Origin of the sequence: Leptospira noguchii serovar Panama str. CZ214, from assembly GCF_000306255.2 — a bacterium.
GTDB classification, from domain to species: Bacteria; Spirochaetota; Leptospiria; order Leptospirales; family Leptospiraceae; genus Leptospira; species Leptospira noguchii.
Map to the genome: position 1 here is coordinate 254191 of NZ_AKWY02000034.1, position 13577 is coordinate 267767.

General features: G+C 32.6%; 11 protein-coding genes. All 11 read left to right on the forward strand.

Features of this window, described 5'->3' with window-relative positions:
* Nucleotides 1–715: 715 nt before the first annotated feature.
* The 11 genes from LEP1GSC059_RS18480 (at nt 716) to LEP1GSC059_RS18530 (ending at nt 13019) form a co-directional block, all read left to right on the forward strand.
* A complete protein-coding gene (locus tag LEP1GSC059_RS18480) occupies nt 716–2464 on the forward strand; it encodes a glycosyltransferase family 2 protein (protein ID WP_020981200.1) in 1749 nt (582 codons plus the stop codon).
* A 291-nt stretch (nt 2465–2755) separates the two neighbouring features.
* Nucleotides 2756–3316, forward strand: coding sequence for a dTDP-4-dehydrorhamnose 3,5-epimerase (rfbC, locus tag LEP1GSC059_RS18485; RefSeq protein ID WP_002178814.1), 561 nt, complete (start codon nt 2756–2758; stop codon nt 3314–3316).
* Between the two features lie 3 nt (nt 3317–3319).
* Entirely contained in the window at nt 3320–4240 is a 921-nt protein-coding gene (rfbD, locus tag LEP1GSC059_RS18490; RefSeq protein ID WP_017214754.1) for a dTDP-4-dehydrorhamnose reductase, read from the forward strand.
* Complete coding sequence (rfbB, locus tag LEP1GSC059_RS18495; RefSeq protein ID WP_017214755.1) at nt 4237–5286, forward strand: dTDP-glucose 4,6-dehydratase; 1050 nt, start codon at nt 4237–4239, stop codon at nt 5284–5286. Before rfbD ends, rfbB begins: the two co-directional genes overlap by 4 nt.
* Nucleotides 5287–6171: a glucose-1-phosphate thymidylyltransferase RfbA gene (gene rfbA / locus LEP1GSC059_RS18500; RefSeq protein ID WP_002178630.1), complete on the forward strand. Its 885-nt coding sequence runs from the start codon at nt 5287–5289 to the stop codon at nt 6169–6171.
* Nucleotides 6172–6718: 547 nt separating this feature from the next.
* On the forward strand, nt 6719–7693 hold the full coding sequence (locus LEP1GSC059_RS18505; protein ID WP_020981253.1) for a glycosyltransferase family 2 protein: 975 nt from the start codon (nt 6719–6721) through the stop codon (nt 7691–7693).
* Nucleotides 7694–7697: 4 nt separating this feature from the next.
* The gene (locus tag LEP1GSC059_RS18510; protein WP_017214757.1) at nt 7698–8609 is read left to right on the forward strand and encodes a glycosyltransferase family 2 protein; all 912 of its coding nucleotides are present in this window, start codon (nt 7698–7700) and stop codon (nt 8607–8609) included.
* A 210-nt stretch (nt 8610–8819) separates the two neighbouring features.
* The gene (locus LEP1GSC059_RS18515; RefSeq protein WP_002178900.1) at nt 8820–9668 is read left to right on the forward strand and encodes a glycosyltransferase; all 849 of its coding nucleotides are present in this window, start codon (nt 8820–8822) and stop codon (nt 9666–9668) included.
* A 40-nt stretch (nt 9669–9708) separates the two neighbouring features.
* Entirely contained in the window at nt 9709–11103 is a 1395-nt protein-coding gene (locus tag LEP1GSC059_RS18520) for a DASS family sodium-coupled anion symporter (RefSeq protein ID WP_017214758.1), read from the forward strand.
* A 1225-nt stretch (nt 11104–12328) separates the two neighbouring features.
* Complete coding sequence (locus LEP1GSC059_RS18525) at nt 12329–12583, forward strand: type II toxin-antitoxin system HicB family antitoxin (RefSeq protein WP_020981174.1); 255 nt, start codon at nt 12329–12331, stop codon at nt 12581–12583.
* 1 nt (nt 12584) lies between these two features.
* Nucleotides 12585–13019 (forward strand): TA system VapC family ribonuclease toxin, encoded by a 435-nt coding sequence (locus tag LEP1GSC059_RS18530; protein ID WP_017214759.1) that lies wholly within the window; start codon nt 12585–12587, stop codon nt 13017–13019.
* The last annotated feature ends 558 nt before the right edge of the window (nt 13020–13577 follow it).

The window sequence follows — 13577 nt, forward strand, 5'->3', positions numbered from 1 at the left end:
CATAAAATTCTTATATAACGCCGCGCCCCATAGAAAGCGGTGTTGCTGAGTTCAAAAACACACATTTTTCAAGTGTTCCGACAAGAATAAGTCTTTTTACTTGCAAAAAGTATATTTTTCTGATAGAGAAAAGTCTTCCGAACTTCTCCACCTCCGCCCCCACCCAAAAATAAGGGTGGGAACTTAGTTTTACAGAGGATTGGTCGTAATTCCCACAGATTTAATATTGAGATCCAAATACTTGTGGGGTTGGTTATGATAGGAAGCGGTGTTGCTGAGTTTCCCGCCGCGCCCCATAGAAAGCGGTGTTGCTGAGTTTCCCGCCTCACCCCATAGGAAGCCATAACCAACCCCACAAGTTGAATAGGATTTTAGAATCAAAATTGAACTCAGTAAAACGCTCTCTCGAACTAAAGCGTCTCACTCCCCATGGGTCGTTCGACAGATCGTGTTCTATAATTAAATTGAAATTAAGGGTAGAATATTGTATAACGTTTCTTTCATACAATTTATTGACTGGAGCTGAAAGCGCGGTCCGGCAACGCCGGATTCGCCCCGATTTTCTTGCGTAGAATGTACATGATTTAAGTGTTAAATTATCAGATCAGATATTTTATTGCTTGGTTCTTAAGTAGTGTAGAATATTGGACATATGTTATATAATGTCAGTAAAAATAAAAAATTATAAAATTAGAATGTATTAATATATTTAAAAATGTTAACGTTAACTTTAAAAATCGATGAGTTTTATCGAAAGCTAAAATATCTTTTAAGACAATATCAATATTATTTTGGAATATACAAGGAACCTAAAATATCATCTGAGTTTGTATATTCTCCTTTGTTGAGTATTTTAGTTCCAGTGTACAATACTCGGCTTGATCATTTAAAGGAAATGGTGGACTCGGTCGTTTCACAGAAATATACAAATTGGGAATTAATACTTGTAGACGACGCTTCTCCGGACGAAAATCCAGGAAATTATCTGAAAGAAAGAATCAAAAACGATTCTAGAATTTTATATTTTCGTTCTGATAAAAACGGAGGAATTAGTTTAACAACTCAAAAAGCTTTTGAATGTTCTAAGGGAGAATACGTAGCATTTTTAGATCACGATGATCGTTTGTCAAAAAATGCGTTATCAATTGTCGTGAACACACTGCAGGAAGAAAAAAATAGACCTGAGTTTCTTTATTCCGATGAAATATTTCAATCTAAAATTCCAGGAATTTTTTCACTTTCTGTAAAACCGGAATTCTCACCTGAAAAATTAATCTCTCATAATTATATCTGCCATTTTGTAGTAATTTCAAAAAACTTAATATATAAAATGGGTGGAATTAGAGAAGGATATGACGGGAGCCAGGATCATGAATTCGCTCTTAGGGCATCTAGATTTACCGATCGAATTAAAAGGTTACCATATTTCTTATATATATGGCGCCTTCATGGAGGAAGTTTTTCTAGAAAAAAAGCGGAAGTATGTGAGGCAAGTTCTAAGAAAGCTATTTTAGAATATTATAATGATAAAAAAGAAAAAGTTGAAAAAATTGTTCCTGGAAATTATCCTTTTACCTATCACGTTCTTCGTAAATTTAAAAAAAAATATATAGTATCAGTGGTAGTGTGGAATTACGAAAGCTTAAATTTAGGGTCTTTCAAACAAAGTATACAAAATTTTCTTTCTCTTTCTTTAGACATTCAGATTGAACTTTGGCTTCCGGAGCAAAGTATATTGGATCAGGTTGAGATAAATAAAAATATAAAATTAAAATATTATAAATTATTAAATAATTCTCTGATTTCTGGAGAGTTGAATAGAGTGGTTGCAAGAACAGAAGGAGATTTTGTTTTTTTCTGGAATCCTGGGTTTCAACCTTACAGCCAGAATTGGCTCTACGAATTATTACAACACGCACAGTTCTCCGAAATAGGAGCGGTTTCACCTATCGTTCTGAATCAAAAAAGAGAACTGATTTATTCTTCGCTAATTCTTGGAAAAAATGGATTTATTGGAAAGTCCGGAAATAATCTTACTTTATCCAAAACAAAAATATGGTCTGGAGAATGGGTTGAAAAAAATGTTTCTGCTATATCTGGAAACTGTTTGTTGATTTCGAAAAAAAATTGGAGTTTAATTAACGGGTTGGACGAGTCTTTTCAAAAATACTATTGGGATATAGATTTATGTCTGAGACTTCGAAAAATAGGTTTTAGGTTGGTTAGTAATCCGTTTTCAGAGTTTATTCAGACGATTTCTGATCATAAAATTTTTAAAGAATTAGATCCGAAATTTTTAGAAAGTGTAAATGATCGTAAAAAACTCATAATGAAATGGGGAGTTTTTTTGGATGTAGACGATTTTTATTCTTCACATTCTGATTTGGTTGGGAAAGACATGATTCCAAAGGGATTAAATCATAGTTTCCTGAAATGGTATTGGAAAAAAAAATGGTCTATCTAATGAAAAAAATACTTAAACATTAGGAATTATTAAAGTGTTTTAGTTTTAAAGAAAAAGATTTTTAGAATTTAGAGTTGTTTAAAAATTCCATAGTAGCGATTAATAAAATTTCTTCAATCAATCGTTTCTATAAAACGGAAAACTGATAGAGAATTAATTTTTCAACAGTTCTATTGAATTTTTTATTTCAAAAAATAATCTTAAAAATAATAAAACTTTAAATAATAATTTTTTTTATTAAGAAAATTTAATTTTTAAACAGCTCTGTTAATTGAAATAAGTTAAAGTATTATGCAATTTAAAAAATTTCCGATAGAAGGTCCAGTTTTAATCGAACCCAAGGTTTTTGGAGATGAAAGAGGCTTTTTTTTGGAGACCTTTAAAACATCTATCTTCGAAAAAGAAAATATACCTGCTCATTTTATTCAAGATAATCATTCTAGATCCTCTCGAGGAGTATTGAGGGGAATGCATTTGCAAGTTCCTCCTTACGAACAAGGAAAGTTAGTCCGAGTAGTAAGAGGTAGGGTGATGGATGTGGTAGTGGACGTTAGGGTAGGTTCTCCTAATTATGGAAAATGGCTTTCCGTGGAATTGTCTGAGGAAAATAAAAATATATTTTGGGTTCCTCCTGGATTTGCTCACGGATTTTTAACTTTAGAAGATAAAACGGATTTTTTATATAAGGTGACTCAGGAATACAATCCTCAAAATGAGGTAGGGATTCGTTGGAATGATCCTGCGTTAGGCATTCCTTGGAAGACTTGGTTGTCTGATTCTGAATTTATAGTGTCTCAAAGGGATCAAGTAACTCCTTTTCTTGCAGACTTTAAAAGTCCATTCGTATATTAGAATATGATTTATTATACTGGAAAAAATGGTCAGTTGGGTTGGGAGTTGGCCAAAAGATTTAAATTTTCGAATTTGGAATCTATAGGATTTAGTAGAGAAGAATGGGATCTTACTAATTTTGATTCTATAGAAAAAATTTTAAAAGATTCTCCGAAAATTTTAATTCATTGTGGAGCCTATACTGCAGTGGATAAGGCGGAGTCCGACTCGGAGAACGTTTACAAGATCAATTCCTTATCTGTAAAAAAAATTTCGGAAGAATGTCTAAAAAGAAAAATTCATCTGATTTATATATCCACTGATTTTGTATTCGATGCAAATTCGAAAACGATCGGAGATACGATTCGTTTTTGGAAACCGGATTCTACACTTTCTCCAAAAGGAATTTATGGATTGTCTAAAGCAGAAGGAGAGAAGTGGATTCAAGATACATTTGCGAATTCTAAACAAGCAAATATAATTCGAACAAGCTGGGTATATTCGTCGCATGGAAATAATTTTCCAAAAACAATTTTAAAACTTTTACAAGATCCCAATCGTACAGAATTAAAAGTGATCGAGGATCAATTAGGCAGGCCTACTTGGGCGGGTCGACTTGCGGATTTTGTAATATTATTAATTTCTGGAATTCTAAAGGGAGAATCTTATCCTAAGGTTATGCATTTTTCTAATTCAGGGGTTGCTAGTTGGTACGATTTTGCGCTCGCGGTTCGAGATCTTTCATATTCTTTTTCTCTAATAGAGAATTCAAAACCTATTTTTCCAATTCCTACGGAAGCTTATCCTACACCTGCCCCTAGGCCTAGATATTCAATTTTAGATTTAGATGAAACTCGAAAAATTTTCGGCAGTGTTCCAAATTGGAGGGAAGATTTAACCCTTTGTTTAAGAGAACTTGCAGAAATTTTCGGAAAAAAAGTATGAAAAAAATTTTAGTCACTGGCGGAGCTGGGTTTATAGGTTCCAATTTTGTGAATCTCATTTTAAACGAAACCAAAGAATATCAGGTAGTCGTATTTGATAAACTGACTTATGCTGGAAATTTAAAAAGTTTAGAATCTTGGAAAAAAGATCCAAGATTTATTTTTGTAAAGGCAGATATAGCCAATAAAGAAGATGTATCTTCAATTTTTCAGAAACATAACTTTGATTTCGTAGCACATTTTGCGGCGGAAAGCCACGTAGATCGTTCTATTTTGGGTCCGGAAGAATTCATTAAAACAAATGTGCTTGGTACTTTTTATCTTTTGGATGCTGCTAGATTACAATGGAAGGAATCTTATGAAGGAAAAAAATTCCTTCACGTATCCACGGACGAAGTATTTGGAACATTAGGTGATACCGGATATTTCACAGAGGAAACTCCTTATGCACCTAACTCACCTTATTCGGCCTCTAAAGCCGGGTCAGATCATATCGTAAGATCTTATCATCATACTTATCACATGCCGGTAGTGACTACAAATTGTTCCAATAACTACGGGCCTTATCATTTTCCAGAAAAGTTAATTCCTTTGATCATTTTAAATTGTCTACAAGGAAAACCTCTCCCAGTTTACGGAGACGGAAAGAATATTAGGGATTGGTTATATGTTAAAGATCACTGCGAGGCTCTACGACTTGTTTTGTTTCAAGGTTTGCCAGGTGAAACCTATAACATAGGAACTAGAAATGAAAAAAAGAATATAGACATAGTGAGTTCTATTTGTTCTATCATGGACGAGTTACATCCTTCGGGGGCCCCACATTCTAAATTGATTCAATATGTAAAGGACAGACCGGGACACGATTTTCGTTACGCAATCGATCCTTCTAAAATTGAAAAAGAATTGGGATGGAAACCTAAATTCGCATTCGAATTAGCTCTGAAAGAAACTGTTCGTTGGTATTTAGACAACGAACTTTGGTGGAAGGAAATCCTTTCGGGTCAATATAAAAAATATTATCAAAATCAGTATGAGAAACGTTAGATGAAATCTAGAAAAGGTATTATACTCGCAGGTGGTTCCGGAACAAGACTTTATCCGGTCACATACGTAGTTTCCAAACAACTTTTACCAGTTTACGATAAACCGATGATTTATTACCCACTAACAACGCTTATGCTAGCGGGTATTAAAGAAATACTTTTAATTTCTACACCTCAAGCAACTCCTATGTATAAAGAACTGTTAGGAGATGGAAAACAATGGGGAATTTCCATAGAGTATGCGATTCAGCCTGAACCAGGAGGATTGGCGCAAGCATACTGGATTGGAGAAAAATTCGTCAACGGACATCCGTCTGTATTGATTCTTGGAGATAATATCTATTTTGGTCATAATCTTGCTATTCTTTTAGAAAACGCTTCTAAAAGGACAAACGGTTCTACAGTGTTCGCGTATCCGGTTCATGATCCGGAAAGGTATGGAGTAGTGGAGTTTGATTCCGAAAGACGTGCGGTTTCGATCGAAGAAAAACCTACCAAACCGAAATCCAATTACGCAGTCACTGGATTATATTTTTATGATGAAGAAGTTGTGAATATAGCCAAGTCTATTAAACCTTCTGCAAGAGGGGAATTGGAAATTACGGACGTAAATAAGATTTATTTAGAAAGAGGAATTTTAAACGTTCAAGTGATGGGACGAGGATACGCTTGGTTAGATACTGGAACTCACGAATCACTTTTAGAGGCGTCTGTATTTATAGAAACGATTGAAAAAAGACAGGGACTTAAAGTTGCTTGTCCGGAAGAAATTGCCTTTAGAAAAGGTTTTATAGATCGATCTCAATTAGAAAAATTGATAGTTCCTCTTAAAAAAACAGGTTATGGAGAATATCTTGTAAAAGTAATTCACGAAAAGATTTACTAAATTTCATAGGGACTATACATTTTAAACTAATTGCTTCTTAATTTTACTATCAGTATATCATTTTTTGATTCTTGTTTGATCGTATAACAAGTATTTACTTTTTGAATTTAGGGTATTTGATATAATCTTAATATTCTCCTTTGCAACAGTGTATAATTTTAGCAGCGCTTAAAAATCATTTTGCTCTATATAATTTGTATTTAATGTAAAAAAAATCAGGCGAATCTAGTTTATCATAGGTAGTCGACCGGGCTCTTCGTTCTGGTCAATAAATTGTATATAAGAAACATTCTACAACAATCCTCTTTAGTTTTAGTAAAAAACTCTTTCAAGTTCAGAGTCTCGTTTCTTAAACTCAATGCAAAAAGTTTTCAGGGTCGTTCGACAATCGTGTTCTATAATAAATTGAATTTAGGAAAATTTTTTGTTCTTCAATTTGTTGATCGCGCTATTTTCTTAAGTTGAAGTATAAACTGTTGAATCGGGTATTTTGTCATATAGCTCTAGGTTTAAACAGAGAGTTTGAAAAACGGCTTCATTCTAATAAATGAAATATTATAATATTATAACAATTACATACAATTCTAGAAAATATATCTCTGCATTAGACCAAACCATGGAGTTGCCTTTCAATTGGACTTGGATAATTTGGGACAATGATTCCAAAGACGGCACACAAGAACAACTCAAACTGCTTTCTAAAAAAGATAGAAGATTGATCCACTTTAGCTCTAAAAATTTAGGTTTTGCAGGTGGAAACAACGAAGCGATCAAAGTAGCGCCTAAGTCAGATTGGACCTTACTGATCAACCCAGATTCTCGTCTGAGCGACAATTTCTTCTCTGAATGCGAGAAGACGCTTGAATCTAAAGGAAAGGAATATTCTATCATTTCCTTTTTAATGCTTAAAGACAATCAAGAGGAAAAAGAGTTAATAGACGGGGCCGGAGATATTTACCACGTTTCTGGGGCCGCATGGAGAAGGGGTTATAAAAGAGTTCTTTCTGAAGAGTATTTGAGAGAATCTGAAATTTTCTCCGCATGTGGTGGTGCGATGGCAATTCGAACGGAAGTATATGAAAGACTAGGCGGATTTGATTCGGATTTTTTTTGTTATATGGAAGACGTGGATTTAAGTTTTCGTGCCAGACTTACGGGAGAACGAATACTTTTTAGTCCGAACATTAAAGTTTATCATCACGGATTTGGATCTACCGAAGAAAAGAGTGCTTTTTCACTTTATTATGGTCTTAGAAATGCGTTAGTCGTTTATTGGAAAAATATGCCGCTATCTTATATTTTACGTTATATATTTCATCATATACTTTTTTTTGGAGTAAGTATTTGTTTTCATGCAGTTTTTACGAGTCCTAAAATATTAGGAGTACCTTTTGGTTTTTTAAGGATGTTACCTGGAATCATTCGTAAAAGATTAGAGATTCGTAATGTTCAAAATTATCAGTCTGACGAAATTTTAATGTGGATGAGCAGAGGATGGGCTACCCCTTTTCGTAAAAAATAGAGATATGTCAGAAAAATTTTCCCCGTTAGCTGTCATTGTTACTTTTAATCCTGATATAAATTTAACTTACAAAAATGTACAAAATCTAAATTCGAACTCAATTCCAGTTTTGATTGTAGATAACCGATCTAATAACGTGTCTGCAATCCGTTCTAAAATTGAAAAACAGAATTTTCTTATAGAAAACGAATTAAATTTGGGCTTGGGATTTGCTCTCAACAGAGGAATTGAATACGCCCGGTTGAATTTATATACGCACGTTTGGTTGTTTGATCAAGATAGCTTTTTGGAAACTTCAGCTATTCGAGTATTTCTTCAAAAAATTAAGGAATATGAGAATCAAAAACTTCCAAACGAGAAGGTTGCTTCTTATGGCCCTAATATATTTGATACAATTAAAAATCGTAATATTTATCGAGTTTTAAAAAACGAAATTGGAATTTTGAATGCAGAGTTTCTAATAACTTCTGGAAGTTTTTATTCATTAGAAGTTTTAAAAGAAGTAGGTTTGTTATATCAGGATTTTTTTATAGACTATTTGGATTACGAGTGGTGTTTTCGCGCCAATAATAAAGGTTACGTTCATAAAATTGTTTCCGATGTAAAAATGAAACATTCAATAGGAAACGATTCTAAACGTATATTCGGAGTTTTTAAAGTTGCAATTCATTCGCCTTTTAGGTGGTATTTTCTTTTTAGAAATGGAGTGTATATTTGTAAAATGTCACATATTCCATTTCGATTTAAATTGGAAGTAATTCTAAAGACAATTTTTCGATTTTTGATCTTACCTATTTTTTCTAATTCTAAATATCAGACGTATCTTCATATTCTTTGCGGAATTCGCGATGGGATTACCGGGAGAGAATCTTCTTTTTATAAACATCTTGTCGGTAAAACTTTTTCCACAACTTAGATTAAATCTAGGTTCAAATACGTATTTGTGAATTTTTGAGAATTGAAAATAAAATGACGCGAGTTCGTCGTAAGAAAATGAGAAAGAATTTTCTAAAAGCGTGAGTTCCTACATTTCTAAATTCAACTGTAAAATCCGCAAATTGTTAAATAGTTCCCTTCCCACAACTCGAAAATATTGAACTGATAAAGTTTACTTGAGGATTAAATTTTGGAATTTGGAGTTACCATTTCAATCGTATTATATAAACCGAATGTATCGATTTTTAAAGAATTACTTTTGTCTCTTTTGAACTCAATTACATATCAAATTTCTAATGTTTCAAAATCAATTTTATATAAAATCGAAGTATTAGATAATACTCCACAATTTGGAGAAGAAGTAAAAAATATAATTAATGATTTAGAAAAAAAGTTTTCCTTTAAAGATCGAATCAAATTTCAATATTTTCATTTTCCTGAAAACCCTGGATATGGAGTAGCCAACAACCGTTCTATTTTAAAATCAAATATGGAATTCCATTTGGTTCTCAACCCGGATATTAAAATGATTCCGGAAACATTGGATTTATGTGTTCGTTATTTGGAAGAACATCCAGATTGCGACGCGGTAGTTCCTTCGGTTTGGGATTGGGAGGGTGATTCTGATGGAAAACGGAATATACAATTTTTAGTAAAATCTTATCCCACCGTCTTTGTATTATTTTTGAGATCTTTTGCGCCGAGTATTTTAAAAAAAGTATTTCGAAAGTATTTAGATCAATACGACCTAAAGGAAAAGGATTGGAATCAAACTCAAGAAAATGTATCTCTGATCAGTGGTTGTTTTATTTTTGCAAGAACGAAATCTTTAAAACAAATCGGAGGATTTGACGAGAGATTCTTTTTGTATTTTGAAGATTTTGATCTTTCTATGCGTTTGAAACGAAAGGATTACTTTCCGAAGATTCAAATTTATCATAAGGGTGGAAATTCGTCTAAAAAAGGTTTTTTGCACGTAAGACTTTTTATCATTTCTGCAATCCGTTTTTTTATGAAATTCGGTTGGAAATTAATTTAAAATATTATAAAATTATACTTTTTATATTTAATATATCTAAATGAACCGTAATCTAATTTCGATAGTTTTGACTTTACTTTCTATCGGAATTCTATTTTTTATTCAGGTTCGATTTAGGCTTCCTATAAATGTCGCCATTATGAATTGTATTTTTGTTTTGGCTGCTGTGTTTTGGGTTCTTGAACCTATCCCTGGATACGCCACTTCGATTCTCGTAATTTTTTTAGAAATTATTTTCTTTGCAAATCCTATCGGTGTTTCCTATTTTAAGTTTCCTATAAATAAAAACCCGTCTGCTGCAATTTTTCTTTCTTCTTTGGCAGATTCTTCTATCGTATTATTTTTAGGAGGATTTGTATTAGCAAAAGCTTGTGTAAAAACAGGTTTGGATCGTTTTCTTGCTAATAGAATCATTCGTAGATTCGGAGTTAGAAGTCATCAAGTGCTTTTAGGCTTTATGTTCACTACCGGATTTATATCGATGTGGATGAGCAATACGGCGACCACTTCAATGATGATAGCTCTTTCTTTTCCTATGCTGCAATTGTTGCCTGAAAAAGAACCTTTTCGAAAAGCTTTGATACTGGGAATTCCGTTTGCGGCGAATATAGGAGGAGTAGGAACTCCAATTGGGTCTCCTCCCAATATAATAGCGATGGGAATTTTAAAACAACAAGGTATTGTCGTTTCTTTTGGGACTTGGATGTTTTTTGCGATTCCAGTTGTGGTCGTATTAATTTTATTTGCTTGGTTGCTTCTTATGAAGTTGTTTCCGCAAAAAGATTTTTTTGAATTAGTAGTGGAGTTTCAAGAGCCTGAAGGAGGAACGAAATCTTTTTCATTCAAAATAACTTCAGCGATTTTTTTGGGAACGGTTCTTCTTTGGTTTACAGAAAATTTACACGGAATTCCAGCGGGAGTGATCGCGCTTCTTCCTTTAATTTTATTTCCAGTGTTCGGAATTTTAAATGAGAAAGATATCAACTCGTTAGATTGGTCCGTTTTACTTTTGATAGCAGGTGGAATTGGAATTGGAGTGGGTTTTCAACAGAGTGGAATGGAATTTTGGTTTTCTGAATTTTTAAAACCTATTATAAAACCAGAATATTCAGCAAGCGTGTTGTTTTTACTTTGTGTTTTAGCTCTTTTATTAAGTACATTTATGTCCAATACTGCGGCTACAAATCTTCTGGTTCCGTTTGCGTTTCCACTTTCCGCGATTCTTCTTCCCGGATCGAACGTGTATCTTTTAGAAGTGTGTTTAGGAATTGCACTTTCTGCTTCTTTGGCAATGTCTCTTCCCGTAAGTACTCCTCCAAATGCGATCGCATACTCTGTTGGAGGATTTGAAATTAAAGATATGATTCAGGTTGGTTTACCGATTGGAATTTTGGGATTGATTTTGGTCTTGGTTGGATACTTTATATTTTTATAATTTTCTTTTAAAAACCTATCTAAAAATCTTAGAATGAATTAAAAGCTCGCCCAAAAACCGTCCAATGTGAGAACTGCTCGAAGGTTCTCCATTGAGATTTAATTTGTAGGAATACTGCATCTTATTAAAAATTTCTAAAAAATTATTTGTGGTTTTAAGACAAGTTGTTAATTAAATCTTACTACTCGACTGACTCGGACGCATGAAAATGATACTCGAAACGTTCATTTTACAAAAATATGGAAGTCCTCAAAAGTTGCGTCTAATCTGGAATTGTTGGCCGTTTTTAAAGAAGTTTGTATATTCCAATTTTTGAAATAGTTCATGGTAATATTATTTTCATATGTTCGAGTAGTAATGAAATATGGTTGTACCTACAGAGCCCGTCGTATTGTATGATTTAGTATTCTTTGTGATTATACTTTTGGTATGAGTTCCCACATTTTCAAAATTTATCTGTAAAATGTAATTGTGGTAGTTCCCGCAAATTAAATATCTCAAAACGTTTATTGACTTAAAAATTGTATGAGTTTCCACATGTTTATGAAACTATAACGTCAGGCTAGATAGTTTTTTTAGACGAACTCGCAATATTTTATATTTAAATGAGTATTTGCGATAAAAGTTCGAGGCACTCTATTCTCTAACTCTTGAGTAGAATCATAAAATTCTTATACCTTTATTTTTTATAACCAAAGCTATAAAATAAAGTTGTTGGAAAATTAATTCTCTATCAATTTCTGTTTCATGGAAACGGTAGATTAAAGCAGTTTTGTTGATTTGAATTATAAAATTTTTCAATAACTCTGATAAGATATTTAAAATTCGATTTCTAAAATAGAGATCGTCTTCAAATTCATAACAACTCTATTATATAGAAATTACCGGGACCTTAAATTTGCATATGAGTTGTTTAGATATGAGAATTTATGATAGAAGTTAAGTTATCCTAAAACGATTGAAATCGGCATTTTAAACAAAGATAAAGTATTTTCGGAATATAACTACTTTAAAGATTTTGAATAGAGCTTTTATAAAATTCCAAAAAAATCATTTCTACGTCAAATTTATGCATGAAATCTCTGTTTGGCGATTATTATAAAATTAAGAAATTTATTTTATTAAAATTCACTTTAAATTTTGAAAACGAATCTTAAAAACTCTCAAAAAAGTTTTATAACTTTTTTTTTCTTGCAATCTCCCATATTTATGGGACTGTAAAAATGTGAAAACTACACTGGAAATACCGGATTTACTGTATAAAAAAGCGAAAATAAAAGCCGCCGAAAGAGGAATTTCCATGCGTGCTTTTGTGATCGAAGCTTTAGAACACAATTTAAAAGTAGAAGAGGCTATTAAAAAAGAAGAGACTGCATCTAAATTTGTCACGAACTCTTATGGATGGCCCGTTCTTTCTAAAAAGAAAGGTGTTAAGGTAACCAACGAAGTTATCAATACAATCAAGGAGGAAGAAGGTTAAAATGAAATATCTTTTAGATGTAAATGTTTTGATTTCTTTATGTGACTCCAATCATGTTTTTCATGAAAAAGCCTGGAAATGGTTTGATCGAAAGGCAAGGAACGGTTGGGCTACTTGTCCGATTACTCAGAATGCTTTGGTTCGAATTATGAGTCACTCCTCTTATCCGGGAAGCCCCGGTGGAGTTGAGGTTGTTTCTGCCATTTTACATTCTCTTTTAAAAGTAAACGGGCATCGCTTTATTCCGGATAATATTTCTATCAATTCTTCTTTATTTTATCTCAATATAGTTTCTGTTAGTTCTAAACAGATTACGGACATTTATCTATTGGCTCTAAGTGTTCATCATAAAGTCAAGTTTGCTACTTTCGATTCTAAAATTCCTTACGACTCAGTTGATCGTGGAAAAGAACATTTAGAATTGATTGCCGCTTAATTTTATATTTTAGTATATTCTATTATTTGAATTAATAAAGATCTTTTAGAATAAATTTCAAAAAGAACCAGTGTTTAAAAATGATTTTTAAAAATAGAGTTGTTGAAATATTTCATAGTGGATTAACAAGACTATTTCAACCATCCATTTCAATAAAACAGACAAAGATAGGGAATTATTTTTCAACGATTCTAATTAATAACGAATTCCTGCGTAAAATTGGGGTTCTTATGCTCGTTCTTAGAGATAAAAATTCATTTTACAGATCTCGCACAAGATTGATTGTTTACTCTCAGTGTTTTAAAATTTTACTACTCTGGTTCATCAAAATGAACTGTCAGTTTTACAAAAATGTATCAATGTTCGCAAATTGAGTTTAAACCAAAGTTTATGGTTTTTTTGAAGGAGTCCTACGTTCTAATTTTTAGAAAAAGTTTATGGGATTGTCTAGGTGGTAAAGTTCAAAATAGAAAGGTAGGAAATTGAATTTCTAATACAAGAATATACGAATGTGTAAAACAGAAGGTTTTCAATGAAAGTATGTTCGTTTTTGAATTC

Excerpts from the sequence above, each read along its gene's own strand:
- LEP1GSC059_RS18480 (WP_020981200.1), top strand. The coding sequence starts at position 716 with ATGTTAACGTTAACTTTAAAAATCGATGAGTTTTATCGAAAGCTAAAA.
- rfbB (WP_017214755.1), top strand. The coding sequence starts at position 4,237 with ATGAAAAAAATTTTAGTCACTGGCGGAGCTGGGTTTATAGGTTCCAAT.
- rfbD (WP_017214754.1), top strand. The coding sequence starts at position 3,320 with ATGATTTATTATACTGGAAAAAATGGTCAGTTGGGTTGGGAGTTGGCC.
- LEP1GSC059_RS18520 (WP_017214758.1), top strand. The coding sequence starts at position 9,709 with ATGAACCGTAATCTAATTTCGATAGTTTTGACTTTACTTTCTATCGGA.
- LEP1GSC059_RS18505 (WP_020981253.1), top strand. The coding sequence starts at position 6,719 with ATGAAATATTATAATATTATAACAATTACATACAATTCTAGAAAATAT.
- rfbC (WP_002178814.1), top strand. The coding sequence starts at position 2,756 with ATGCAATTTAAAAAATTTCCGATAGAAGGTCCAGTTTTAATCGAACCC.
- LEP1GSC059_RS18530 (WP_017214759.1), top strand. The coding sequence starts at position 12,585 with ATGAAATATCTTTTAGATGTAAATGTTTTGATTTCTTTATGTGACTCC.
- LEP1GSC059_RS18510 (WP_017214757.1), top strand. The coding sequence starts at position 7,698 with ATGTCAGAAAAATTTTCCCCGTTAGCTGTCATTGTTACTTTTAATCCT.
- rfbA (WP_002178630.1), top strand. The coding sequence starts at position 5,287 with ATGAAATCTAGAAAAGGTATTATACTCGCAGGTGGTTCCGGAACAAGA.